At 73.1% G+C, this 25228-nt stretch carries 14 protein-coding genes; 10 read left to right on the top strand and 4 right to left on the bottom strand.

Annotated elements, in window-relative coordinates:
* The first annotated feature begins 29 nt into the window (after positions 1–29).
* From WMF46_RS01535 to WMF46_RS01515, 5 genes are read left to right on the top strand one after another with little or no spacing between them, the layout of a single operon-like run.
* The gene (locus tag WMF46_RS01535) at positions 30–776 is read left to right on the top strand and encodes a radical SAM protein (protein ID WP_437983963.1); all 747 of its coding nucleotides are present in this window, start codon (positions 30–32) and stop codon (positions 774–776) included.
* Entirely contained in the window at positions 773–1849 is a 1077-nt protein-coding gene (locus WMF46_RS01530) for a radical SAM protein (protein WP_437983962.1), read from the top strand. Before WMF46_RS01535 ends, WMF46_RS01530 begins: the two co-directional genes overlap by 4 nt.
* Entirely contained in the window at positions 1846–2838 is a 993-nt protein-coding gene (locus WMF46_RS01525) for a class I SAM-dependent methyltransferase (protein WP_437983961.1), read from the top strand. Before WMF46_RS01530 ends, WMF46_RS01525 begins: the two co-directional genes overlap by 4 nt.
* A gap of 11 nt (positions 2839–2849) precedes the next feature.
* On the top strand, positions 2850–3467 hold the full coding sequence (locus tag WMF46_RS01520) for an AAA family ATPase (RefSeq protein WP_437983960.1): 618 nt from the start codon (positions 2850–2852) through the stop codon (positions 3465–3467).
* Entirely contained in the window at positions 3461–4069 is a 609-nt protein-coding gene (locus WMF46_RS01515) for a Uma2 family endonuclease (protein ID WP_437983959.1), read from the top strand. Before WMF46_RS01520 ends, WMF46_RS01515 begins: the two co-directional genes overlap by 7 nt.
* Before the next feature lie 69 nt (positions 4070–4138).
* Here WMF46_RS01515 and dnaX read toward each other — a convergent pair whose 3' ends face one another.
* Entirely contained in the window at positions 4139–6517 is a 2379-nt protein-coding gene (gene dnaX, locus WMF46_RS01510; RefSeq protein WP_437983958.1) for a DNA polymerase III subunit gamma/tau, read from the bottom strand.
* A 369-nt stretch (positions 6518–6886) separates the two neighbouring features.
* On the opposite strand from dnaX, the gene WMF46_RS01505 reads away from it, so the two are divergent.
* The 4 genes from WMF46_RS01505 (at position 6887) to WMF46_RS01490 (ending at position 10734) form a co-directional block, all read left to right on the top strand.
* Positions 6887–7210: a YbaB/EbfC family nucleoid-associated protein gene (locus WMF46_RS01505; protein ID WP_437983957.1), complete on the top strand. Its 324-nt coding sequence runs from the start codon at positions 6887–6889 to the stop codon at positions 7208–7210.
* Positions 7211–7308: 98 nt separating this feature from the next.
* Positions 7309–7923, top strand: a complete 615-nt coding sequence (gene recR, locus WMF46_RS01500) for a recombination mediator RecR (RefSeq protein WP_437987839.1) — start codon at positions 7309–7311, stop codon at positions 7921–7923.
* Between the two features lie 96 nt (positions 7924–8019).
* The gene (locus WMF46_RS01495; RefSeq protein WP_437279214.1) at positions 8020–8406 is read left to right on the top strand and encodes a RidA family protein; all 387 of its coding nucleotides are present in this window, start codon (positions 8020–8022) and stop codon (positions 8404–8406) included.
* 54 nt (positions 8407–8460) lie between these two features.
* Positions 8461–10734, top strand: coding sequence for a hypothetical protein (locus tag WMF46_RS01490; RefSeq protein WP_437983956.1), 2274 nt, complete (start codon positions 8461–8463; stop codon positions 10732–10734).
* A 113-nt stretch (positions 10735–10847) separates the two neighbouring features.
* Here the strand turns inward: WMF46_RS01490 and WMF46_RS01485 are convergent, their stop codons facing one another.
* The 3 genes from WMF46_RS01485 to WMF46_RS01475 all read right to left on the bottom strand — a co-directional run bounded on the left by WMF46_RS01485 (position 10848) and on the right by WMF46_RS01475 (position 24059).
* Complete coding sequence (locus WMF46_RS01485; RefSeq protein WP_437983955.1) at positions 10848–11681, bottom strand: hypothetical protein; 834 nt, start codon at positions 11679–11681, stop codon at positions 10848–10850.
* A 151-nt stretch (positions 11682–11832) separates the two neighbouring features.
* On the bottom strand, positions 11833–12825 hold the full coding sequence (locus WMF46_RS01480) for an aminotransferase class IV (protein WP_437983954.1): 993 nt from the start codon (positions 12823–12825) through the stop codon (positions 11833–11835).
* 14 nt (positions 12826–12839) lie between these two features.
* A complete protein-coding gene (locus WMF46_RS01475; RefSeq protein WP_437983953.1) occupies positions 12840–24059 on the bottom strand; it encodes a tetratricopeptide repeat protein in 11220 nt (3739 codons plus the stop codon).
* A gap of 251 nt (positions 24060–24310) precedes the next feature.
* On the opposite strand from WMF46_RS01475, the gene WMF46_RS01470 reads away from it, so the two are divergent.
* Entirely contained in the window at positions 24311–25201 is an 891-nt protein-coding gene (locus WMF46_RS01470) for a 3-hydroxyacyl-CoA dehydrogenase family protein (protein ID WP_437983952.1), read from the top strand.
* The last annotated feature ends 27 nt before the right edge of the window (positions 25202–25228 follow it).

Below are 25228 nucleotides of genomic sequence, written 5' to 3'. Positions count from 1 at the left end.
GCCGCCGTATCCTGCTCGCAGGAGGCTCCATGCCGACCGCGACGCGCCCCCAGAACGCCACGCTCACGGGCACGCTGCCGCTCGACCGCCCCACGGCGGAGCGGCCGCACCGGCTCTACGTGGCCACCTCGAACCACTGCAACCGCTCCTGCCCGTGGTGTTGCACCTGCTCGTCGCCCCGGGGGCAGACCTTCCTCGCCCTCGACCGCTACGTCGCGAGCTTCCCGGCCGAGGGCCCCTTCGAGGTGCAGCTCGAAGGCGGCGAGCCCACGATCCACCCGCACTTCGACGAGATGGTCCGCCTCGCCCGCGCCGAGCCCCGCTGCGCGCGCGTCGTCGTGGTGACCAACGGCGTCGAGATCCCGCGCGATCCGGCCGGCCTCGACGCGTGGCTCCGGAAGCTCGGCGAGCCCGCCACGATCAAGCTCTCGGTGAACCACCACCTCCTCGAGAACGACGGCGGCCTGCTCGCCCTCGCGCGCGCCCTGCGCGAGCGGCTCTCCGCGCTCGGCGGCGATCGCCAGCTCGTCCTGAACGTCCGGCTGCGCAAGACCGAGCCCGACGGCGACGCGTGGGTCGTCGAGGCGGTGCGCGACGCGGGGCTCCTCGAGCTCGCCAACGTGTTCCACCTGCAACGCTATGGCTTCGCGCAGAAGCGCGAGGACTGGGACGAGCCTTTCCTCGTCGGGACCCATTTCACGATGCTCAACCCGGACGGCAGCGCCTTCGGCCCCGACCTCGTGGCGCGCTCCGACGCGATGCGGAGGCTGCCGTGAGCGCCCGTCCCTTCCGCGAGGAATGGCGCCGCCTGAAGAGCCGCGCCTTCGATCTCAAGGGCAACAGCACCGCCGGCGACACGGTGCGCTTCGACCTGTGGGGTCGGCCAATCGAGGTCTATCGCAACGCGAATTTCTCCATCTACAGCCGTCAGCCCTGCAACGCGAAATGCCACTTCTGCGTCGAGGAGCTCAGGCCCGCGTCGCGCGGGCGCAGCCTGTCGGTGCAGAAGACCGTCGAGGACGACGACGGGCGCTATTTCGATGCCATGGCGGCGTCCCTGGAAGCGCTCCGGCCGCTCGATCCGACGGTCTCGGTGACCGGCGGCGAGCCGAGCCACGATCCGCGGCTGCCCCGCATCCTCGCGCTCGGGCAGGCCCACCGGGGCCGCAAGCGGACGCTCACAACGAACGGCTCGGGGCTGCTCCAGCAGCGCGAAGGAAAGCGGGTGATCGACTGGATCGTCGACACCGGTATCCAGCACCTCAACATCAGCCGCGCCCACCCCGATCACGACAGGAACGCACGGCTGATGGTGATGAAGGACGGCCTCCGCGCCGACGAGCTGCGCAGCGTCGTGACGGCGGCGACGGCGGGCGGCACCCGGGTGCGCCTCTCCTGCGTGCTCCTCGACGGGCAGATCGACGCGGTCGAGCCCATCGTCGATTACCTGTGCTTCGCCCGGTCGCTCGGCGTGGACAACGTGATCTTCCGGCAGCTGATGAAGACCGACCCGACCGCGGTGGTCGAGAACCACGTCGTCAAATACAGCGATCGCGCGCGCGTCCGCCTCGAGCCGCTCCTCGACGCCCTGAGCGCCGACGCGCGGTTCTCGTTCGAGCGGCAGATCGTGGGTTATTACTACTACGTCGAGGTGTTCCGCTTCGAGGACATGGATGTCGTCTTCGAGGAGGCCGACCTCGCCCAGCTCGAAGAGACGAAGCGCTCGGGCCCGGGCATCGTCCACGAGCTCATCTTCCACCCCAATGCGAGGCTCGCCTCGACCTGGCAACCCTGGGACGGCGTCCTCGGCCCTCCTCCTTCGATGCGCGCCTCGCTCGCCACGTCATGACACCGCTCATCCTCCCCCTTCCTTATATCGGCCGGAATCTGCTCTTTCTCGAGGAGGTCCTGGACGAGCTCGAAGAGCGCGGCGCTCCTCACCCCCTCCTGTTCCGCGCGAGCGAGGCGGACAAGCTGGCTCGCCTCCTCGAGCACGGCACCGACCGCGCAGGATACCCTGGAGAGAGGGCCTGGACCGACGGCCCGGATCAAGGGCGGCCGATCCGGCACGAAGACGTGATCTTCGCGACGACCGAAGGCGAGATCCGGAGAGGGGAGCGGGAGCCCGAGCGGTCCACGTCGCTCAAGAAATTCGCCGTGATCGAGCGGCCCCTGTTCATCGCGCACGACGCCCGCTGCTTCGTCAAGCTGTGCGACAGGCAGTACGAGTACCGCGATCCGGCGCAGAAGCGAGCAGCGCTGCTCGCGCTGTTCCCGGTGACCCGTGTCGCGCCCATCCAGGGCTGGTTCTCCGAGGAGGACGGCCTCGCCTACCGCGCGCTTGTGCGCCCCATCCGGGGCGGCGCGATGGTCGAGGTGGGCTCGTGGAAAGGGCTCTCCACGGCGTACGTCGGGCGGCTCGCCGCGAGGAACGGGGTCGCGCTCCATTGCGTCGACACCTGGGAAGGCTCGAGCGACAAGTACGCCGACAGGTATCGCGCCATGCTCGCCGCGGAGGACGTGCCCGGCGCGTTCAGCGCGAACATGGCGGCGCTCGGGATCCAGCCAGACGTCCTCCGGATGGCGTCCACCGACGCGGCGGCGCGCTTCGCCGACACCAGCCTGGATCTCGTGTTCCTCGACGGCTCGCACGACCGCGCGGCCGTGCTCGCCGATCTCGAAGCCTGGTGGCCAAGGCTCAAGCCGGGCGCCGTCCTGGCCGGCCATGACCACAACGAGGATCACGCGGGCGTCATGGAGGCCGTCGCTCACTTCATGTCCCGCGCCGGGCGGGCGATCGAGCGCGGCGCAGGCTCGGTGTGGTGGGCGCGTCGATAGGCGGGCTGGTGATGAGCAAACCTCTCTTCGTGGCGACAGGGGCCTATTCGTGCGGCAAGACCACGACGCTCCGTCACCTCGCGTCCACGCGGGGCTACCGCATCCATGGCGAGGCGCACCGGCGCGTGCTCGACGAGCTCGGCGCGCGCACCCACGGCCACGCGCCGGACGCGCCGTTTCGCCCGATCGACACGCCGGAGCACCTCTGTCCGATGTGCCGAAAGCGGGAGTTCGCCGCGCTCGTGCTGGAGACCCAGAAGAAGATTGAGGCGGACGCGCGCGATGGAGACTGGCTGGAGCGCGGGTACCTCGATCCGGTCGAGTACTACCTGCGCACGAGCGGAGAGGCGGAGTACCCCTGGCCGGAAGGCGAGCCCGCCTTCGAGCGTTATGCGCTCGTGTTCCTGTTCGCCGTGATGCCAGAGATCCAGGAGCCGCGCTGGGGCAAGAGCAGAGAGGCGCGCGCGGCCGAGGCGGAGCGGATCAACCAGCGGCTCGGCGCGCTCTACCGCGCTGCGGGCTTCGAGGTGATCGACGTCGGCCCCGGCACGGTGGAGGAGCGGGCGGAGTTCCTGGCGAGCCGCGCGCGGCTCATCGAGCGTGCTATCCTCCGCGCGAGCCCATGGTAGCCGCTGCGCACATGCCGCTTCCGTCCTCGACCGCTCCTGCTGGGGAGCAGCGGTTCGTGCTCCACGGCGTTCCCTGGCAGACCTACGTGAGGCTGCGGGACGAGCTCGACACCCCCGGCCTGCGGATGACCTTCTGCGAGGGAACGCTGGAGCTGATGAGCCCGTCGACCGATCACGAAGTGGCGAAGACGACCATCGCCCGCCTCATCGAGCTCTTCGCGCTGGAGCGGGACGTGCCTCTCTACGGCTACGGCTCGACCACGTTCCGGCGCGAGGCCAAGTCACGCGGCCTCGAGCCCGACGAGTGCTACTGCGTTGGCGGCACGCTAAGGGAATTCCCAGATATCGCGATCGAGGTGGTGTTGACGAGCGGCGGGCTCGACAAGCTGCCTGTGTACAGCGGGCTCGGCGTCCGCGAAGTCTGGTTCTGGGAGCGCGATGCGTTCCACATTCATGCGTTGCGAGGCGAGCAGTACGAGCCCATCGCGGCCAGCGAGCTCATTCCGGATCTGGATCTCGTCGCGCTCGCGCGCTTCGTGCGCTGGCCGGATCAACACGAGGCGGTCAAGGCGTTCCGCAGCTGGCTGCGAAACCGAGGCTGAGGCCGCCCCGCCGTCAGCCCACGGCCATGCTCGGCGCGCCTGGGCGCATGGCGCGGCGGCGCGGGGCCCTCACCCCTCCGCGAAGTCCTGAGCGAGCCGCACGTCCTTGAGCTCGGCGCCGAGCAGCTCGATCGCGGCCGTGACGAGCGGGTGGTCGGCCACGGCGCGCTTGGCGGCCTCGATGCGGGCCTTGCGCTCGGCGGTCTCGACCTGGGCGAGCGACGGGCCGGCGCTGCCGCGGGTGATCGTCTCGAAGACCAGCTCGGCGGGGGCGCCGAAGTGGGCGCCGAGGACGCGGGCGAGCAGGTCACGGGACACCGGCTCGGTGGCCTGGCCGGACAGGAACGAGTTCGCCTCGTAGCCGAGCGCGACGCGGGTCGGCGTGAGCTCCAGCACCGCCGCGTGCTCGAGGACGGAGGCGAGCGCTGGCCGCTGCACCCGGACCGCGGCGATCACCGCGCGCCAGGTGGCGAGGTCCTCGGCGCTCATCGCTGGCGGCGGCGGCGCGCTCGACGCTGGCGCTGGGCCCTGCGCCGAGGGCGGTGCGCTCGACGCCGGCGCCGGGGTCTGCGCGGAGGGCGGCGCGCTCGACCTCGGCGTAAAGCTGGGCGCCACGAACGGCGGCGCGCTCTGCGGAACGGAGTACAGCGCGCCGCGCGGCGAGGGTGGCGGAGCGCTGTCGGCGCGGAACGCGGGCGCGGCTGCGCCGCTCGCGTACGGCGGCGCCTTCGCGAAGGCCGGCGCGGCGCCGCCGCTCGCTAAGCTGGTCGCCGCGCCGTGTACGCCCGGCGCGCCGTTCACGAAGGGGACGACGTTGGCAGCCGACGCGCCGCTCGCCGCGACAGCGCCGCTCGCCGCCATGCCGCCATGCGCTCGCGCGCCCCCGCCCGGCGCGCCATAGGCAGCCGCCGCACCGTTCGCCCTCGCCACGCCGTTCGCCGCCGCCACGCCGTTCGCCGCCGCCACGCCATTCGCCGCGCCCGTCGGTCTCCCCGCCGCGCCCGCGCCCGCTGCGGCGCTCGCGAAGGCGACGCCGTTCGCCGGTGCGACGGTGGCGGCCGCGCCATTCGCTCTCGCCACGCCGTTCGCCGCCGCCGCGCCATTCAACGCCGGCGCGTCGTTCGCTCTCGCCGCGCCGACCGCCGCCGCGCTGGACGCGCGCGCGTCCTCCGGCGCAGCCTCGGCCGAGGCCGCCCCGCGCCGGGGCGCAGCCGCCCCGCCGGACGGCGCGCCGGGCCGCTGCGGCCCGCGCTCCGGCGCGCCGCCGCCGCCACCCCCGCCGCCGCCTCCGCCGTTCAGGCGCCGCTCGAGATCGCCAAGGCGGCGCAACAGCTCGTCGATCGGCAGGAGCGGCGGCCTCCGGGCGAGCCGGACGAGCGCCATCTCGAACGAGGCGCGCGGCTGGCCGCTCCGGGCGATGTCGTCGAACGCGCGCGAGAAACCCTGGTGCAGCCGCGTGAGATCGTCCGCGTCCGCCCGCGCCGCGAGCGCGCGCGTGTCGGCGACCTCCTCGTCCGCGAGATCCAGGAGCGGCGCCGGGTCCTCGCAGACCTTGGCCACCACGAGATCGCGCAGGTGCGCGAGGAAATCGCGGGCCACGTGGGGCAGATCGTACCCCTCCTGCGCGAGCTCGCCGACGATGCGCACGCACGCCGCAGGGTCGCCGTCCACGAGCGCGCCCGCGAGCCGGTGCAGCACGACGCGGTCGGCGACGCCGAGCACCTTCGCCACCCCCTCGGCCGTGATGCGATCGCCGCTCGTCCCCACCCACGCGATCACCTGGTCGAGCAGGCTCATCGCGTCGCGCATGCTCCCCGCCGCCTCCCGCGCGAGCGCGCTGAGCGCCGGGTCGTCGGCGGGGATCTTCTCCTGATCGAGCACCCAGCGGAGCCGCGCCGCGATCGCCTGCGCCCCGATGAGCTTGAAGTCGTAGCGCTGGCACCGGCTCAGGATCGTGACCGGGACCTTGTGCACCTCCGTCGTCGCGAAGATGAACTTCACGTGCGGCGGCGGCTCCTCGAGCGTCTTCAAGAACGCGTTCCACGCCGCGTTCGAGAGCATGTGGACCTCGTCCACGATGAAGATCTTGAACCGGTCGCGCGCCGGCCGGTACGGCAGGCTCTCCTGGAGCTTGCGCACCTCGTCGACGCCGTTGTAGCTCGCGCCGTCGATCTCCTGGACGTCGACGTCCGCGCCGACCGTGATCTCGGCGCACGGCGCGCACGTCTGGCAGGGCGTCGCCGTCGGCCCGTGGACGCAGTTCAGCGCCTTCGCGAGGATGCGGGCGCTCGTCGTCTTGCCGACCCCGCGGACGCCCGTGAAGAGGAACGCGTGGGCGACGCGATCCCGCGCGATGGCGTTGGCGAGCGTCGTGGAGACGTGCTCCTGTCCGACGAGATCCTCGAAGGACTGCGGGCGCCATTTCCGCGCGAGGACGACGTAGCTCATACGCTGCTCGACTAGCACCTTCTCGCGGGCGCGTCGCCGCGGCTGTGGCCGGTACGGAAGTCGCGCTGCATTCCGGAGAGTTTGCCAGAATTGCCGAACAAAATGCACCCCGCCCCGCACCAGGGCCGGAACCGGCCGGAACCGCGCCGCCGCACGCGCCAAGGAGCCCTGGAAAGCGCGCCACGAGCCCCCCTGAAGAGACGGAGGAGCCCGCTCGCGGCGGGCGGCCCCGAAGGGCGACGCCCGTGGTGCCGCGCGCTGCGTCGAACGGCCGCGCGCTGCGTCGGCGGGCCGCGCGTCCCGCGTCCCTCCCCCTCCCCTTCACGGTTGCGGCGCGGCGCGGTTCACGGCATAGACGCCGATCTGAATATGCAATTTCGCGGCGGAATGAACGAGCTGGTTCGCCAGGCGGCGCGCGTGCAGCGCAAGATCGACCAGGTGAAGGACGAGCTGAAGGACCGCGAGGTGAGCGCGACCGCCGCCGGCGACAAGGTCACCGTCGTGGTCTCCTGCGAGGGCAAGGTGCGCCGGATCGAGGTCGACCCCGCCTTCCTCGCCAGCGAGGGCCTGGAGATGGCGCTCGACGCCATCGTGGCCGCATCGAACTCGGCGCTCGAGGCGGCCGACAAGCTCGTCGAGACCGAGATCACCAAGGTGACCGGCGGCGTCAAGCTCCCCGGCATGCACACTTGACGGCGTTGCGCTCCCCGTCGTCGCTCCCCGGCTCCTCGAAGGTCCCGAACGGCGACCGGGGCGCGCCCGCGGCCGGCTTCCGGAGCGCGCCCGGCGGCCTGCCCGGCCGGCTGTCGCGGGTCGCCCAGCTGCTCGCCCGCCTGCCGGGCGTCGGCGAGAAGACGGCGCAGCGCTTCGCCCTCTTCCTCGTGACCGCCGGCGAGGACACCGCGCGCGACCTGGGGGGCGAGCTCGTCGAGCTCTGCGATCACATCAGGCCGTGCATCCGGTGCGGCCACATCGCCGAGCTCGACGACGGCGGCCGGGCGCTCTGCGCCATTTGCCTGGATACGCGGCGCGACGATGCGCTCCTGTGCGTTGTCGCGCGCGTCCAGGACCTCCTGGCGATCGAGCGGAGCGGGGCGATGCGCGGGCGGTACTTCGTGCTCGGCCGGCTCCTCTCGCCGCTCGAGGGGGTCGGCGCCGAGGAGCTGCCGCTCGAGGCGCTCCGGGCGCGCGTGCGCGATCCCGAGCAGCCGGTGAGGGAGGTGCTGGTCGCCACCCCGCCTTCCATCGACGGAGAGGCGACCGCGCTCCTGCTCGCGCGGGAGCTCGGCGCGATGGGGATCCAGGTCACGCGGATCGCCAGCGGCGTGCCGCACGGGGGAGATCTGGAGTTCGCCGACCAGGTGACGCTGGGGCGAGCCATCGAAGGCCGGAAGAGCTTCGGCTAGCAGGAAACGCGAGAATCGGCCCCAGCCTACGAAGGCGAGGGTCGGGGCGGGCGGGCGTTCTTCACGCCGAAGCGCCCACGAATTTCAGAGGTCGACATGTCCAAAATCGCCATCACATCCGATCGGGCCCCGCGCGCCATCGGCCCCTACTCGCAGGCCGTCAAGGCCGGAGATCTCGTGTTCTGCAGCGGCCAGATCCCGATCGATCCCGCGACGGGCGAGCTCGTCGCCGGGGGGATCGAGGAGCAGACGGCCCGGGTGATCAAGAACCTGACCGAGGTGCTGTCCGCGGCCGGCGCGAGCTGGAGCGACGTGGTGAAGACCACGATCTACCTGACGGACCTCGCGGATTTCGCCATCGTCAACCAGGTGTACGGAGCAGCCGTCGGCGGCGTGCTGCCCGCACGGGCGACGGTGCAGGTGGCGGCGCTGCCCAAGGGCGCCGCCGTCGAGATCGAAGCTGTTGCCCATCTTTCGCGATAATCGGGGAGCCGCGGCCGCGGTCCCCATCTCCACTATGTCCCCGGGAGCCTCGACATGAGCACAAAGAACGAGAGCGAGAGCACGGAGCGGACCGCCAGCGCAGTTCCCGAATCTGCGCGCGAAGGCGCCCCCGATGCAGAGAGCGGAGACAAACCGCGCGCGCGGCGGGTCGTCCGGTCGGCGAGCACGTCCGTCAGCGCGAGCGGCGCGAGCGGCGTGAAGCGGACCGACGAGCCCTCCGAGGGCGCGTCGGCGCAGCCCGCAGGCGAGGCGCCGCGCCCCTCGTCGAAGGCCGCCGCAAAGGAACCGCAGGGCTCGCTGCTGGATCTCATCGCGCCCCGCAAGCGGCCGGCGCTCGCAGACGCGCCGCCGCCGCCGACGACCGAGGACGCCGCGCCGCCTCCGGCCGCCGCGCCGCGGGTGGTGCGCGACTACCGCGCGCCCAGGCCCGAGCGGCCCGCCGTGGCCTCCGGCGGGCCGAGGCCCGACCGCGGGCCCAGGCCCGATCGCGGCCCGCGCCCCGACCGTGGGCCGAGGCCCGACCGCGGGCCGCGCCCCGACCGCGGGCCCAGGCCCGACCGTGGACCCAGGCCCGAGCAGGGCCCTGGAGCGGCGCAGGTAGCAGGCGCAGAGCAGGGCGCGAGGCCCGACCGCGGGCCGCGCCCCGACCGCCCCTGGTCCGACCGCGGGCCCAGGCCCGACCGTGGACCGAGGCCTGACCGCGGGCCGCGCCCCGACCGCGGGCCGCGCCCCGAGCGCGGGCCCAGGCCCGACCGCGGCTTCTCGGCGCGGCCGGCAGCAGAAGGCGGTCGGCCGCAGGGCCCCGGGGGCGCCGAAGGACGAGCGCCCGCCGCGGCAAAGCAGCAGCAGAGCGACCGGATGGTGACCGTGGTCGGCCAGGGCGCGACCGCGACGGTCGTGACGGGCAAGAGCGCCCGGCAGCCGCAGGGCCCGGCCAAGCCGGCGCACCTCCTCTTCGCGCTCCCGGCGGCCAAGGCGAAGCCGGTCGCGACCGCGGACAAGCCGGCGCTCACGGCGCGCGAGGCGCTCGGCGCGCGCACCGCGAAGGCCCAGCAGGCCGCGGCCACCGCGAAGAGCAAGGCCGAGAGCGGCGCCCGCCCGGAAGGCAGCCCGAGCGCCGGGGCGACGAAGGTCGACTTCGACGCCGAGGTGCTCGCGGCGGGCTGGGATCGGGCGCTCGAGGCGCTGAAGTCGGCGGGCGACGCCGCGCCGGCGCTCGTCGACGCCTGGCTCGGCGCGTCCAACGCGGAGGCGATCGCGGCGGCCGCCGAGTCGGAGGACGCCTCCGGCGCGGCGCGGAAGGCGGCGCGGCGCGCGCTCAACGTGCTCAAGTCGCGCGGGACGACGATCCCGACGCGCCCGCGCGTTGTGCGGCTCGCGGAGGAGCGCGCCGAGGTGGTCGAGGCGACGCTCATCCCGCCCGACTCGAGCGGGACCGAGGCCATCGCGATCACGAGCCGCGACACCAGCGGCCGCTACCGGATCGCCGAGGTGATCGTGCGCGACTCGGTCGGCGTGCTGCACGCCGGCGCGGGGTGGCTCAGCGGCTCGCAGATCAAGGAGGGCCGCGCGCGCGCGTACGAGAACCTGGGCACGGCGCCCGTGCCGGTCTCCCTGGAGTGGGCGCGCCACCGGATCGCGGCCGCGAAGCGGCAGAACGCGGTGTCGGGGCAGATCGTGCCGCTCGGGTTCGAGGGATGTCGCGATCTCATCGAGCCCGCGCCGGACGCCGAGCCGAGGCACCCGGTGGCGGACCTCGAAGAGAGCCTGACGGACGAGCTGGTGACGGCGCAGATCGCTGGCTCCGCCGCGCTGCACGAGGAGCCCGAGTTCCGGCACTGGCTGCCCTCGCGGCCGGCGCTCGACGAGCTCCTGCAGAAGGTCGGCCAGCGGCTCGGGGCCGCCGGGATGCGCGATCCCGGGCTGGTGAACACGGCCCTGCGGGAGGAGATCGACCTCGCGACCGATCGGTTCTTCTCGCCCGAGGTGCGCGGGCAGCTCGCGACGCGGATTCGAAGCAGCGCCGTGTCGCTGCGGGCGCGCAAGGGCGACGCGGCGGCCACCACCGCCCTCGCCGTCGCGCGCGCCATCAGGGACGCCGGGCTGATCACCTCGCCGCCGCGGGAAATCCCCTTCCTGGCGGCCTTCTTCCAGAAGGCGCTCGGCGTGCTCGCCCAGCAGGGCGGCGGGCAGCTGCGGATCCCGGTCCCGGCCGGCGCCGTCCCGCCCGCGAGGGACGCCGCGGCGGGCAGCGAGGAGCCCGCCGAGGGCTCCGGCCCCGAGGCCCAGCCGTCGACCGGCGGCTGATCGGGAGCGCCGGCCTCGCCGGCGCGCCGGCGACACGAAGCCGGTGACCCAAAGACCAGGAGGCGAGCCCGGGGCGACCCGGCGCTCGCCTCTCGGCTTTTGTCCTGGCGGAGCTACTTCACCGCGATGGTGATGTCGCCGTTCTCGGTGAACAGCTCGAGCAGGCCGCCGTCGCCGTCACCCATCGTGTACGACGTCGCGCTGCCCTCGCCGGCGGTGGCCCACGTCGAGGGGATGCCCTGCTCCACGACGTCGCCGTTGAGCGTCTGCGCGGTCATCGTCCCGTCCACCCCGGCCGGCACCGAGAGCTCGATCGCGCCGTTGCCGGAGCTGATCGCGCCATCGGAGGCGCTCCACGCGTCGAGGTCGACGAAGACATGGCCGTTGTCGGTGGTCACGTCGATCGCGCCGCGCGCGCCGACCACGTCGATGCTGCCGTTGTCGCTCACCACGGTGGTGCCCCGGGACGGGGCGCCATCCAGGTTGATCTCGACGCCGCCGTTGTCCTGCTCGACACGGAGCCCGCCGTCGAACGCGGCAGGCAGGACGACCTGGATGTCGGCGCCCAGCCCTCCCCACCCGCCCGAGATGCGCCGCGTCGAGATCACGACATCGCCCTCGGTGATCGCGGCGAGCTTGAGGTCCTTCTCGATCTCCTCCACCGCGATCTGGTTCTCGTCCTTCTTGCGCATCGTGAACGGGGAGAAGGTGACCTCGACCGCGCTCACGTCCCCGGTGACGACCTCGACGTCCCCGTTCTCGCTCACGATGCGGACGCTCTGGGTCGGTAGGTATTCGACCCGAGCGCGCTCCTCGGTGCCCTCGTAACGGACGAGGGTCTCAGCGGTGATGGAGTTGTCGTCGATGCTCAGGGCACACCCGGCCGTCGCTGCAGCGGACACGGAGCACACCAGGAAGCAGGCGATTCGAAGCGAGCGATTCATCATGGATTCCTCTCGGCCAGATTGTACGGCGGGCGAAGTGCGAGCCCCATCCGACCCGCGCAGGGAACGTGCCGGCCAGTTCCTTGGACGCGCGCTCCGAGCGGCACGTCATGGATCGCAAGATTTCGACGCTGTCGAGCCGGCCGCAGCGGGCTCAGGGCGTCTCCCACGGGAGGGGCATCGCACCAGCACCCACCCTCCTGCGGAAAGCCGCGTGCAGCGCCCGGGTCTTCGGACCGGGGACACCCGCGCCGATCGTGTGGGCGTCCACGCGAACGACCGGGACGATCTCCCGGATGCTCGACGTGATGAACACCTCCTCGGCGGCGAGGAGCCGGGCCATCGTGACCGGCTCGCAGCACACCGGCATGCCGAGCTCGCCGGCGACGTGCATCACGTGAGCCCGGGTGATGCCGACGAGGATCCCCGCCTCCTTGGGCGGCGTGATCAGCAGGTGCCCCGGGTCCTCCGCGCCCTCGAGCGCCGCGGGCCTCCGCTCGACAAGGAAGACGTTGGACGTCGTGCCCTCGACGACATGACCTGACGGGTCGAGGATCAGCGCCTCGTGCGCCCCCGCGGCCCGCGCCTCGCGCAGGGCGAGCAGGCTCTCGAGGTAGTTCGAGACCTTGGCCCCGGGCGCCGCGTCGCCGGCCCGCTGGGTGCAGATCGTGATGACCGAGATCCCCCCGCGGTAGAGCCCGCCCGGCAGCGGCTTCAGCGGCTCGACGAGGATGACGCGGAGAGGCGCGCCCGCGAGCGAGGGATCGAGCCCGAGCGGGCCGCTGCCGCGCGTCAGCATCACCCGGAGGGTGCTCTCGAGCGGCGCGGCCGAGCCCGCGGCGGACGCCGAGCCCTGAGCGCCCGCCGAGCCCGCCGTGGCCCCGGCGCTCCCGGCCGCCGTCGCTGCCCGGAGCAGCGCGACGACCTCGCGGCCGAGCTCGTCGCGCGGGATCGGCAGGGCGACCGCGATCCGCTCGGCCGAGCGCTCGAGGCGGGCGAGGTGCTCTTCCAAAGCGAACGGCTCGCCGCCGTAGGTGCGGATGGTCTCGAAGACGCTGTCGCCGTAGAGGAAGCCGCGGTCGTAGACCGAGACCCTGGCCTCCTCCGGCCGGTGGATGACACCATCGATGCTGACTAGCCGCGTCACGCGGCGAGATTACGTCACTTCTTGAGCTGCGCCAGGAGCTCCTTCGCCGGGGCGAAGTCCCTCTCGTTGTCGAGCGCGCGCTCCAGCATCTGGATCGCCTTCTTGTCGTCGTTCTGACGGTGGCTGATCACGCCGAGGTAATAGAAGACCTCGCCCTTGCTGATCGGCGCGCCCTCGTCGAGCTTCTGGAGGAGCAGGGCGCGGAAGGTCTTCTGCGCGCGATCGATGTGCGCCGCCTTCGCCGCGTCGTCGCCCGACTCCGACAGATCGAGCGCCAGCACCCCGAGGTCGCGGAGGATGGCGATCGAGCCCGGGTCGATCTTGAAGGCGATGTCGAGCTCGGCGAGCGCCCGCTCCCGCTGCCCCTCGGCCAGGTAGGCCTTGGCGAGGCGGTGGTGGATCGCGGCGAGATCCTTCGAGCGGCGGCCGCCGTAGGACTCGACGATCTGCTGGAGCGCCTCGGCGGCCTTCTGGCCGCGGCCCGAGGCGCTGTACGCGTCGCACAGCGCGAGCAGGAGCTCGCGGTCGCCCGGCACGAGCTCGGTGGCCTTGACCAGGAGGTCCGCCGCGCGGCCGGGATCGTTCCGCTTCGCCAGGTGGATGCCGGCCGCCTTGCGGTAGAGCGCCACCTTCTCGGCCGGCTGCGCGGCCGCCTCGGCGTCGCCGGTGATGAGATCGGCGAGCTCGGTGAAGGCCTGCTGCTTCTCGTAGAGGGCGAGGAGCTGCTTCCTGATCTCCTGCGCCGACCCGTCCGCCGCGAGCCCCCGCTCGAGCACGCGCCGGACCGCGCCCTCGTCGCCGAGGGACCGGTGCAGATCCGCGAGCCGGAGCGCCGTGGCCACCGCCTCCGCGGCGCGGGCGTCCTCGAGGATCACCTCGAGCCGCTGCGCCGCCTCGGCCTTCTCCCCGCGCTGCTCGTGCAGGCGCGCCAGCGCGAGGAGCGCGCCGTGGTGGCGCGGCTCGCGCTCGAGGACCGCGCGGTAGGTCTCGATCGCCCGCGCCGTGTCGTTCAGCCGCGCCTCGTAGACCTCGCCGAGGCGAACGCTGTACGAGAGCTCCGCCGCGACGTCGCCGCGGTCCTTCGCGCGCTCGATCTGCGTGACGAACAGGTCCGACAGCTCCTGATCGCGGCCGGTCTTCTCGAGCAGCTGGGCGAGCAGGACCGTCGCCTTCTCGTTGTCGGGCTGCTCGTCGAGGACCGCGCGCAGGTGCTCGGTCGCCTCGCTCACCGCGTCGAGCCGCGAGAGGCAGATCTCCGCGCTCTCGAGGCGCAGCGCCGAGCGGGCCTCGGGCGACTCCGCCAGGTCGGTGAGCCGCTCGAGCAGCGCGAGCAGCTCCTTGTGCTTGCCGGCCTTCGCGTAGAGCTCGCGCAGCGCCGTCGCGGCGCGCGCGTCGCCCGGATCCGCCTCGAAGAGCGTCTCGTAGAGCTCGATCGCCGCGGCGTCGTCGCCGAGCCGCTCGCGCGCGACCGCCGCGGCGGCGTGCCGCGCGTCGCGGATGCGCTCGGCCTCCGCGTAGAGCTCGGACTGGCGCACGAGCAGCCGGAAGACCTCCTTGTGGTCGCCCGCCTCCTCCCGCACCTTCGTGAGCTCGGCGAGCGCCCACGTGTCGCCCTCGTCCGCGGCGATCATCTCGCGCAGGATCGCCTCGACGAGCTCCCGGTCGCCCAGCGCGCGCTCCGCGAGCTCCTTCGCCTCGCGGCGCAGCTCGCCCGCGCTCCCTTCCATGCCGTCGAGGGCGGCGATCCGGCGCAGCGTGCCGATGAGGTCGCGCTCGCGCCCTGGCGCCCGCTGCAGCTCCTCGATCGAGCGCAGGATGTGCTCGCTCGTGGCATCGTGCGTGAGCGCCGCCTCGTACGCCGCCTCGGCGGCCTTGGCGTCGCCCACCTTGTTCTTCTGCCACTCGGCGATGCGCATCCAGAGGTCGCGCGCCGTGTCGCCGTCGAGCTCGGTCCCGGCCCGGACCGCCCGCTCCAGGGCGGAGGCGGCGCTCGCCCAGCCGCCCGTCAGCGGGGCCAGGCGCTCGATCTCGCCGAGCACGTCCGGGTCCGACGGGTCGTCGGCGAGCGCCTTCTCGAGGGTCTCCAGCGCCGCCCTCGGGTCGTTCGAGCGCACCTCGAGCACCTTCGCCAGGTCGAGGCGCATGCGGATCCGCTCCGCGCCGCCCGGCGCGAAGCGGATGCGCTTCTCGTAGAGGCGCGCCAGCGCGGCGTTGTCGCCCCGCGTCCGGTAGACGCCCTCGAGCGCCTCGGCCGCCTCGTCGAAGAGCGCCGTGTCCTCGGTGAGCGCCTCGATCGCGCCGCTCGCCCGCTCGTGATCGACCGCGCGATCGAGCGCCTGCCGCAGGGTGTTCAGGCCCTGGGGCTTGTCGCCGAACGACCCGATCTGGATCACCGCGAGCCGGTAGAATAGATCCGCCTGGTCGCGATCGCCGGGCGTGACCGCGACGCGGCGCTCGAGCACGTCCGCGAGCGACCGCTCGTCGGCGAGGCGCCCGTAGAGCCGATCCAGCGCCTCGAGGAGCTCGGGCGTGTCGCCGGCGTGCTCGACGGCCTTCGCGTAGGCCTGGGCGCTGCGCCGGTCGTCGCCGAGCTTCTCCTCGGCGATGCGGCCGATCCGCAGGAACAGGTCCTTCGCGATCGTCGCGTCGAACGTCGCCGCGGCGCGCTGCGCGAGCGCGTCGCAGTAGCGGCCGAAGCCGTCCGTGCGCTCCGCGAGCCGCTCGATCTCGCCGTGCAGCGACGCGTCGTCCGGCGCGTCCTCCAGCGCGCGGAGCAGCGCCTGCTCCGCCTCGAGCGGGCGGCCGAGCTGCACGTCCTGCACGAGGGCGATCGCCCGGAGGGTCGCGGCCCGGTCGGTCGGCTCGGTCTGCGCGCGCAGGCGCAGCTCGAGCGCGGCCGCGAGCTCCTCGTGGCGGCCGGCCGCGCGGAGGACGGGCTCGAGCACCTCGGCGGCGTCGAGCCGCAGCTCCTCCCGGCCCTCGCCGATGGCGCGGACCGCCTGGATCGCGTGGTCGTTCACCGCGTCCTCGTCGAGGACGAGCCGGTACTGCTCGATCGCGTCGCTCGGGCTCTCCAGCTCCCCCGCGTAGAGGTCGCCGATCGCCGTCCGCAGCTTGATGCGCGCGCCCCTGTCCGCGGCCGCGCTCGCCTGGAGCATCAGGTTCGACAGGAGCTCGTCCCACATCCGCTCGGCCCGGTAGAGCCGCTCCAGCGAGGACAGCACCGCCGGATCGCCCTGCTTCGCCTCGAGCGCCGCGTTGAGCGCCGCGATCGCGTCGCGCGGGCTCGAGAGATCCCGCTCGTAGCGCTCGGCGGCGCGCACGTTGAGGTCGTAGCGCAGCTCCTCCTCGTCGGGGCCCGCGAGCTCGACGCGCCGGCCGTAGAGCTCCACGAGGCGGCTCGCGGCGCCGCGCGGCTCGTGCAGCTCGATGAGGGCGTCGATCGTCATCGCGCTCTCCGGATCGAGCTCGAGCGCCCGCTCGTACGCCTGGATGGCGCCCTCCGTGTCCTCGAGCATCTCGAGCTTGGTCTCGGCGATCCGCCGGCAGATCGAGGCGTTCTCCTCGTCCGACGCCATCTCGCTCTTCTTCTCGAGGACGGAGATGAGCGTGTCCCAGTCGCTGAGCAGCACGGCCAGGGTGTCCATCTGCTCGAGCGGCTCGGGATCGCTCGGGTCGAGCGCGGACAGCCGCGCGTAGGCGCGGAGCGCCCGGCGCGGGTCGTCGATGCGCGTGTCGTAGACCTTGGCCAGCGACGAGAGCAGCTCGCGCTTCGTCAGCTCGTCCGACGTGGTGGTCACCCCCGCCTCGAGGCTGTCCGCGAGCTCCTCCCAGGCGCCGAGCTGCTCGGCGAGCCGCTCGAGCTCGCCGCGCGTCTCGCCGTCGTCCGGATCGAGGCCGAACGCCGTCCGGGTCGCGTCGAAGGCGCGCAGCTCGTCGTTGCCGCGCGTCTCCCAGAGCTTCGCCGTCTCCCGGAGCACCGCGACCTTCTCGCGCGCGTCCGAGGCGAGGCCGAACCGCTCGTCGTTGAGCCGGACGAGCTGCCGCCAGTCGTCCGCCCCCTCGTAGAGCGGGCCGAGGATCTCGACGACCCGCGCCTTGTGCTGCGGATCCTGGATGAGCGCCTCGAGCGCCCGGATCGCCTCGGCGTGCGAGGGCACCTCGCCGACGATGGCCTCGAGCTGATCGATCGCGCCCGAGGTGTCCTCGAGCCGCGTGCGCAAGAGCGCCGCGAGCGCGAGCCGGTAGGGCGCCGCCCGCTCGCCGTTCGGGGCCGCCTCGGCCCGGCGCAGGTAGAGGTCGGCGAGGTCTCGCGGCCGGTCGAGCTCGCGGTAGAGCTCCGTCAGCGCGTCGAGCGCCCGGGCGTCGTTCTCGTCGACGTCGAGCGCCGCGCGGTACGTCTCGATCGCGAGCGCGGGCTCGCGGAGCTCCGTCCGCTCCAGGCGCGCGATCGTGTGGAGGGCGTCGAGCCGGTCCTCGTCCTTCCGGTAGTCGAGCGCCGCGCGGTAGAGCTGGATGCGCTCCGCGTGGCGCCCTTCCTTGACGAGCAGCCCGTCGATCGCGTCGAACAGCTCGCGCGAGTCCGGCTCGAACTCGTGCGCGCGCCGGTACCACCGCAGCGCGTCGGCCACGTCGCCGAGCTGGGCGTAGAGCTCGCCGGTGCGCCGGCTGAGCTTCGCGCTCGACGCGTCGTCCGAGGTGAGCTCCCCGAGCTCCGCCGCGTAGATCTCCGCGAGCCGCCGCTCCGCGCTCGCCACCTTCGCGAGCCGCTCGAGCTCCGCCCAGACCCCCTCGTCGGTGAGGTCCTCGTGGAGGAGCTTCGCCACCGTCTCGAGCGCCGCGCGGTAGTCCTCGAGCTGCTCCTCGTGCAGCGTCGCGAGCCGCTGCAGCAGATCGCGGCGCTCGACCGGGTCCTGGCTCGCGGCGAGGCGCGCGTCGAGCGCGATCTTCACCCGGTTCCAGTCCGCCCGGCGCAGGTACACCGGCTCGAGCATCTCGCCGGCGCGCGCCCTGTGCTCCGCCTCGGCCGAGCCCTCGAGGATCACCTCGAGCAGCGAGACCGCGCCCTCGTGCGCCGGATCGATGAGCAGCGCCTCGGAGAGCTCGTCGAACGCGCGCTGCAGATCCTCGGTGTGCCGGTGCGCGACGAGCGCGATCTTGACGTGCAGCTCGGCGAGGTCGCCTGCGCGCACGTCGAGCTGCCGCTCGTAGAGCCGGATGAGGTCCTGGAAGCGCCCCGCCTCACGGTAGAGGCCGTCCAGCGCCGCGATCGCGTCCGGGTGGAGCGCGATGTCGAGGATCGTCTCGTAGGTCGCGATCGCGCTGGCCTGGTCCCCGAGCGGGCCCCGCTCGAGCTCGGCGATCCGGAAGAGCAGCCCCGTCTTCTCCTCGTCGGTCTCGGCGTTCTCGACCCGGAGCTTCAGGATCTCGAGCAGCCGCCCGGCGTCGCGCGCCTCGCCGTAGAGCTCCTCCAGCGCGATCATCGCGCGCCGGTCGTCCCCGCGGGCCTCGAGCGCCTTCTTGTACTGCTCGACCGCGAGCTCGCGGTCGTCGAGCTTGTGCCGCGCGAGCTCGCCGACCCGCAGCCGCACGTTCTGCTGCACGTCGCCGTCGAGGATGTCCGGCGCGATGCGCTGGAACAGCTCGCACACCTCGGACCAGCGCCCGGTGGCCTCGCCGAGCCGCTCGACCGTGGCGATCCAGGTCGTCACCTCGGGCTCGCCCGCCGCCTCCCGCACGCCGCGGAGCGCGTAGCCGAACGCCCGCGACGTGTCGCCGAGCGGCCCCTCCGCGGTGCGGAGCGACTTCTGCAGGGTGGCGAGCCGCTCGCTCGGGAGATCCGCGGTCTCGACCTTGATCTCCAGGACCCGGAGCAGGCGCTCGGCGTCGCCGTCCGCCTCGTAGAGCGGCTCGAGCGTCTCGGCCGCGTCGCGCCGCGCGTCCTCCCGCTCGAGCATCGCCTCGAGCGCCGCGCGGCAGCGCGCGTTCGACGGGTCGAGCGAGAGCGCCTGGCGGTACGCCTCGAGCGCCCCCGTCGCGTCGGCCTGGTGCAGCCGCCGCACGTCGCCGAGCCGCGCCAGCAGATCGAGCCGGGCGGGCGTCTCCACCGCGAGGGACAGGTCCACCTCCAGCGTGTCGGCGAGGTCGACCCAGCGCTCGTCGAGCTCGTAGAGCTCCTCGAGGGCCGCGAGCGTCGGGCGCTCGGGGCCGAACTCGTCGAGCACCGCGCGCCACGCGTTGATCGCCTCCGGCACGTCGGCGAGCTTCTGCGCGAGCGTCTCGGCCGCCTTGGTCATGGCGCGCCGCCGCTCCTCCGGCTCCGTCGTCGACTGCTCCCGCGCCCGGAGCACGGAGACGAGCTCCCGCCACTGCGACGTCCGCTCGTAGAGCCGCTCGAGCGCCGCGAGCGCCGCCACGTCGGCGCCGTCGTCGCCGAGCCGCGCCTGCCAGGCCTCGATCGCCTTGGCCGGGTCGTCCAGCACCGTCTCGTGCAGGGTCCCGATGCGCTCGTAGAGCGAGCGCCGCGTCTCGACGTTCTCCTCGAGGCGCACCTCGATCGCGAGCACGCCCGCGAGCGCCTGGTGCTGCTCCTTCGCCGCGTAGATGCGGCCGAGCGCCTGCGCCGCCGGGATCACCAGCGTCGGATCGGTCGGATCGATGGCGAGCACGCGCCGGTAGACCTTCTCGGCCCGGTCGGCGTCGCCGAGGAGGTCCTCGCAGATCCTCGCGACTTCCATCAGGATTTCGCCGCGGATGGTCGCCGTCCCGCACGCGTCCGCGGCCGCCGTGAGCACCTCGGCGACCTGCTCGTGCTCGCCGAGGCGCCGGCCGATCTCGATGAGCCGCTCGCGCGCGGCGAGGTCCTCCGGCTCGAGCGGCAGGAGCTCCGACAGGCTGGCGAACGCGCCCGCGTCGTCCCTGAGCCGCTCGTCCTGGAGCACGCTGACCCGGCGGAGCAGCTCGCGCCGCTCCGACTCGGTCTCGGCGCCCTGGCGCCGGATCTCGAGGACCCGCACGAGCTGCCGGATCTCGTCCCGCGCCTCGTACACCGCCTCGAGCACGCGCGCCGCGCGGAGCCGGAGCGCCCCGATGTCGAGCAGCCGCTCGACGAGCTCGCGCGCCTTCGGGTCGTTCTGGCGGATCCGCAGCACGTCCTCGAGGTGACCGAGCGACCCATCGGGCTCGTGCAGCCGGTCGAGGTAGATGCTGCCGAGCGACAGCTTGATCTCGACGCTCTCGGCCTCGGTCGCCGTCTTCAGGCGCTGCTCGAGGAGCGCCGCGAGGTCGCGGAAGCGGCCCTCGCGCTCGTAGAGCTTCTCCAGCGAGTCGAGCGCCGCCGTGTAGAACGGATCGAGCTCGAGGATGCGCTCGTAGTAGCCGATCGCCTTGGCGGCATCGCCGATGATCTCCTCGGCGATGAGCGCCACCTCGTTGAGCAGCTCGATGCGCTCGCTCTGGTCCGTCGTGCCCTTCGCGGCGCGGTCGTAGAGCTCCTCGAGCTCGCCCCACCGCTCGGCCGCCGTCAGGATCTGCTTCAGCCGCTCGAACGCGCGGTGGTTGTTCGGGTCGAGGCTCAGCACCCGCTCCAGGTAGGGCTTCGCGCCCTCCGGGTCGCCGAGCTGCTCGTCGTGGAGGCTCGCCGCGCGCTCGCAGAGCTCGACCTCCACGGAGCTGCCGAGCACCTTGTCGCCCTCGGTGCGGCCCGCGACGAGGTGCACGCGGTACGCCTCCGCGAGGTCGGTCGGGCGGCCGGCGCGCCGCGACAGCTCGGCGGCGCGATCCCAGAGCTCGATGTCGTCCGAGAACTCGTGCAGCGCCCGGAGGAGCGCGTCGAACGCCGTCCCGGCCGCGTGCAGCTTCGTCTCCTCGACGCTCGCGAGCGTGAGGTAGAGCTCCCGCCGCCGCGCCGGATCCCGCTCCGACTCGAGGATGACCCGGAGCGCCATGGCCTCGCGCCGGTGGTTGCCCGTCTCGGCGTACTCGACGGCGAGCACCTTGGCCGCGCGCACGCGCGTCTCCGGGAGCTCGACGAGCCGCGAGAGGACGGTGATCGCGTCCGGGTCGTGCGCCGCCAGATCGAGGGCGCGCACCGCCGCCTCGAACGCGTCCGCCGGCCGATCCAGCCGGTCCAGGTAGAGCGTCGCGAGCTCGATCTCGCGGCGCGCCCGCTCGTCGCCCTCGCTGACGTCGCGGTGCGTGGCCACGATCACGGACGCCGCCTCGTACTCGCCCGCGGCGTTCAGGAGGCGCGAGAGCACGCGGAGCGCGTTGATGCGCCCGGGCGTCAGCGCGATGACCTTGCGCAGGAGCTCGATCGCCTTCGCCGGGTCGCCGAAGACCTCCTCCTCGAGCGTCGCCCACTCCTCGAGGATCTCGGCGCGGTCCTCGCCCCCGACCTGGCTCGCCCTGAGCTCGAACAGCCACCGCAGATCGGCCTGCCGCTCGTTCGCCCGGAGGAGCGCGTCGAGCGCCCGCACCGTGGCGTCGTCGGACGGATCGTCCTCGACGAGGCCGCGGTAAACGGTGACCGCCTCGTCGAGCTTGCCCATCTCGCGCGCGTACACCTCGGCGAGCTTCAGCCGCAGCGTGCGCTGCACGTCGGTCTCGAGGTCCTCCGCCGTCCGGAGCCGGCCCTCGACCGCCTCGACGAACGGCCCCCACGAGCCCGCCGCCCGCGACCAGGCCTCGAGCAGATCGAGCCCGTCGTCGTCCGGCTTCAGCTCGTAGGCGCGGCGCGCGTAGCCGAGCGCGCTCGGCTTGTCCGAGAGCGGCCCGCCCGTCACCGCCGCGAGCTTGCGCAGCATGCCGACCTGCGCCTCGGCGTCGTCCGTCGCGTCGAGGAGGATCTCGTAGAGCGCCGGCAGCCGGGCCCACTTCTCCTCCTCCTCGTAGATCGGCACGAGCGCCGCCGCGGCGCGCGCGTCCTTCGGCGAGACGCTGAGCACGCGCTCGTACGAGCGCGCCGCGCGCTCGGGCGCCTTGAGCTGCTCCTCGAAGATCCGGGCCGCGCGGAAGGAGATGTCGAGCTTCGTGGCCGGATCGGTCGCCTTGTCCGCCGCGCCCGACAGGAAGTCGACGAGGCCCTCCCAGTCGTTCTGCGAGGCGTAGAGCTCCTCGAGCCCGTCCCAGTCGCCCGCGACGAAGTACGCGTCGCGCAGCACACGGAGCGCGCGCGCGTGCCCCGGCGAGAGCGTGAGCACGCGCCGCCACGTCCGCGCCGCCTGGGCCGGATCCTTGAGGCGCTCGGCGTAGACGGCCCCGAGCTTCTGCAGCGAGACGAGCCGCGCCGCGTCGTCGGGCGCGAGGTCGACGCGGCGCTCGAGCACCTCGGCGACCGTGCCGAAGTCCTTCTCGCGCTCGGCCTGCTTCTCCAGCGCGTCGAGCACCCCGGGGGCGCTCGGGTCGAGCTCGAGGATCCGCTTCTGCAGCGCGATCGCGTCCGCGCCGCGGTCGAGCCGCTCGGCCGCCAGCTTGGCCATCTCGCCGAGGAGCTCGATCTTCGCGGCGCCCTCGGCGCCCTCGAGCTTGCGCTCGTAGAGCGAGTAGAGCTGCGGCCAGGCGCGCCGCTTCAGGTACAGCTCGCGGAGCTTCTGCTGCGCCTCCTCGTCGATCGGCTCGACCGTGAGCAGCGCCTCGTACGCCGCGATGGCGTTCTGGACGTTGGAGAACTGGTCGAACCAGCGCCGCGCGACCGCGCGGTAGAGCCCCGCCTTCTCGGCGGGGCTCTCGGTCAGCTCGGCGAGGCGCTGCTGGTACGAGAGCAGGTCGCGCCAGCGCCCGAGCGACTCGTAGATGCGGGTCAGCTCCCGCACGGCGTCGACGTCCTTGTCGTCGAGCTGGACGATCTGGGTGAGGACCGTGACGAGGGCCGCGTCGTTCTTGGCGCGATCGCGGTAGATCCCGGCGATGTCGCGGAGCACCGCGACCCTGCCGGCGACGTCGTCGGCGGGCGTGCGCTCCAGGTCCTGCCGGTGGAGCTCGACGAGGGCGTTGTACCCCTCGGTCTGCAGGTAGAGGCGCTTCAGCGCGTCGCGCGCCTGGCGGTTCTCCGGGTCGGTCCGGAGCACGGACTTGTACTGCTCGATCGCCTTGGCGGCGTTCTCCTGCGACTCGGCGAGGCGCGCGAGCTCCGTGGCGATGGCGCGCTTCTCGGGGCCGTCCGGCACGGCGCGCTGCGCGTCCGTGAGGATCGTCGTGAGCCGCGGCTTGTCGCCGCGCTGATCGAGCACCTCGCGGTAGAAGTTGAGCATCCCGGCGTGCGCCGGGTCGGCGCGGCGCACGCGGTCGAAATAGGGCTCGGCCGCCTGGGGCTGGCCGCGCATGCGCCAGTGGACCATGGCGATCTGCACGAGCATGCCGAGCTCCTCGCCGGGCTTCACGCCGCCGCTGCGGAGCTGGTCCTCGTAGAGGGCGACGAGGCGGTCCCAGTCGCCCGCGGCGGAGTAGGCCTCGGTCAGGAACGAGAGCGCCTCGGGCTGGCCGGGCGAGAGGTCGAGCAGCTCCTCGTACGCCCCGACCGCGCGGGCCGGATCGTTCAAGCGGGCCTTGGTGGTGCGCGCGGCGCGGAGGGCCGCCGCGATGCGGTCCTCCTTGAGCTGGGCCTCGCCCTTGACGAGCGACTGGACGCGGACGACGGCGTCCCAGTCCCCCGCGGAGGAGAAGGCGATCTCGGCGAGGTTGGCCGCGCGGAGGTTCTTCGGGTCGAGCATGAGGGCGAGCTCGATGAGCTCGGCCACCCTGGCGCCGAGCTCGGCGCGGCCGTAGCGGTAGCCGATGTCGGCCGCGCTCGTGTAGAGCGCGCTCTTGAAGGCGCCGTCGGTCGCGCCCTCGGCCTCGGCCACGTACCGGTCCACGAGGTCGCGCCACCGCTCGCGCTTCGAGGCGTCGGTCTCGAGCGCCTCGGCCGCGGCGTCGTCGTCGGGGCGCAGCTCGAGCAGCCGCTTGTACGCGGCCGCCGCGCGGTCGACGTCGATGAGCTCCTCGTGGTAGACGCGGGCGAGCTCGGCCTGCATCGCGGGCTCGACGGCGCTGCCTGCGGCGAGGGCGATCTCCAGCTCGAGGAGGCGGGCCACGGCCTGCCATTCCTTCCGCTGCTCGTGCCGCCCGCGCGCCGCGCCGAGCAGGCGCTCGACGTCCCCGGGGCCCGCGCCGTTGTTCGGAGCGGTCACGGCCTCCGCGAGCTCGTTCCAGGCTGCCTCGTTTTCGGGCTCATCCTGCAGACGCCCAAGGGCCATCCGAATCGTCTCAACGCTCATCGTCTCTCCGCGGACCTCGCGAATTCGGTCCGGTCCGTTCACGGGCCGGGCGAAGATAGCCGGGCGGACGACACGGTTTCAAGGTTCCTCGCCCCCGCGGGCCTGGAAGGTCGGGCGAAGCTTTCGCGCGCTTCTGCTTCTGTGGCGCGTGGACGTCCGAGCGGGCGGGCCGCCGGGCCGCGGCCGAGGGCGGTTCACCGCGCTCTCGGCTTCGGCTATCAACCGCGGGCATGGAAGCTACGACGATCAAGCGCTTCGGGGTGATCGGCGCGGGCCAGATGGGGCGAGGCATCGCCCAGGTCGCCGCGGCCGCGGGCCTCGAGGTGGTCCTGTGCGACGTCTCGAGGGCGCTGGCGGAGTCGGGCAAGGCCCAGATCGCCGCCATTCTCGCGAAGCAGGTGGAGAAGGGCAAGCTGGCCGCGGAGGCGCGGGAGGCGCTCCTCGGCCGCGTCGCGGTGGCCGACGGGATGGCGGGCCTGGCCGGGGTCGACCTGGCCGTGGAGGCGGTGACCGAGAGCTTCGACGTGAAGAGCGGGATCTTCAAGCTCGCCGACGCGGCGCTGCCGAAGGGGGCGATCCTGGCGTCGAACACGTCGTCGATCTCGATCACCCGGCTGGCGGCGGTGACCGGCCGGCCTGAGCTGGTCATCGGGATGCACTTCATGAACCCGGTGCCGCTGATGAAGCTTGTCGAGCTCGTCCGTGGGGTCCAGACGTCGGACGCGACGTACGAGGCCGTCCGGGCGCTCTCGGTTGAGCTCGGCAAGACGGTGATCACCTCGAAGGACCAGCCCGGGTTCATCGTGAACCGGATGCTGATCCCGTTCCTCAACGAGGCGTGCTTCGCGCTCCAGGAGGGGCTGTCCACGCCGGAGGACATCGACGCGGGGGCGCGGCTCGGGCTGAACCACCCGATGGGGCCGCTGGAGCTCGCCGACCTGATCGGGCTCGATACGGTGCTGTCGATCGCGGAGGTGCTGCACCGGGAGTTCGGGGACTCGAAGTACCGGGCGGCCACGTTGCTCAGGAACCTGGTGGCGGCGGGGTGGTACGGGAAGAAGAGCGGGCGGGGGTTCTACGTGTACGACGAGAAGGGGCAGAAGAGCGGGCGGGCGGTGTAGGCGGCTGCTGCGGAGCCAGGGAGGGAG

It is taken from the genome of Sorangium sp. So ce117, from assembly GCF_051524395.1.
Lineage (GTDB): Bacteria > Myxococcota_A > Polyangia > Polyangiales > Polyangiaceae > Sorangium > Sorangium cellulosum_B.
The sequence above is the reverse complement of the archived record's forward strand: the minus strand, read 5'-3'. Positions and strand labels throughout refer to the sequence as shown.

Excerpts from the sequence above, each read along its gene's own strand:
- WMF46_RS01535 (WP_437983963.1), top strand. The coding sequence starts at position 30 with ATGCCGACCGCGACGCGCCCCCAGAACGCCACGCTCACGGGCACGCTG.
- WMF46_RS01525 (WP_437983961.1), top strand. The coding sequence starts at position 1,846 with ATGACACCGCTCATCCTCCCCCTTCCTTATATCGGCCGGAATCTGCTC.
- WMF46_RS01520 (WP_437983960.1), top strand. The coding sequence starts at position 2,850 with ATGAGCAAACCTCTCTTCGTGGCGACAGGGGCCTATTCGTGCGGCAAG.
- WMF46_RS01515 (WP_437983959.1), top strand. The coding sequence starts at position 3,461 with ATGGTAGCCGCTGCGCACATGCCGCTTCCGTCCTCGACCGCTCCTGCT.
- dnaX (WP_437983958.1), bottom strand. The coding sequence starts at position 6,517 with ATGAGCTACGTCGTCCTCGCGCGGAAATGGCGCCCGCAGTCCTTCGAG.
- WMF46_RS01505 (WP_437983957.1), top strand. The coding sequence starts at position 6,887 with ATGCAATTTCGCGGCGGAATGAACGAGCTGGTTCGCCAGGCGGCGCGC.
- WMF46_RS01495 (WP_437279214.1), top strand. The coding sequence starts at position 8,020 with ATGTCCAAAATCGCCATCACATCCGATCGGGCCCCGCGCGCCATCGGC.
- WMF46_RS01490 (WP_437983956.1), top strand. The coding sequence starts at position 8,461 with ATGAGCACAAAGAACGAGAGCGAGAGCACGGAGCGGACCGCCAGCGCA.
- WMF46_RS01485 (WP_437983955.1), bottom strand. The coding sequence starts at position 11,681 with ATGATGAATCGCTCGCTTCGAATCGCCTGCTTCCTGGTGTGCTCCGTG.
- WMF46_RS01475 (WP_437983953.1), bottom strand. The coding sequence starts at position 24,059 with ATGGCCCTTGGGCGTCTGCAGGATGAGCCCGAAAACGAGGCAGCCTGG.
- WMF46_RS01470 (WP_437983952.1), top strand. The coding sequence starts at position 24,311 with ATGGAAGCTACGACGATCAAGCGCTTCGGGGTGATCGGCGCGGGCCAG.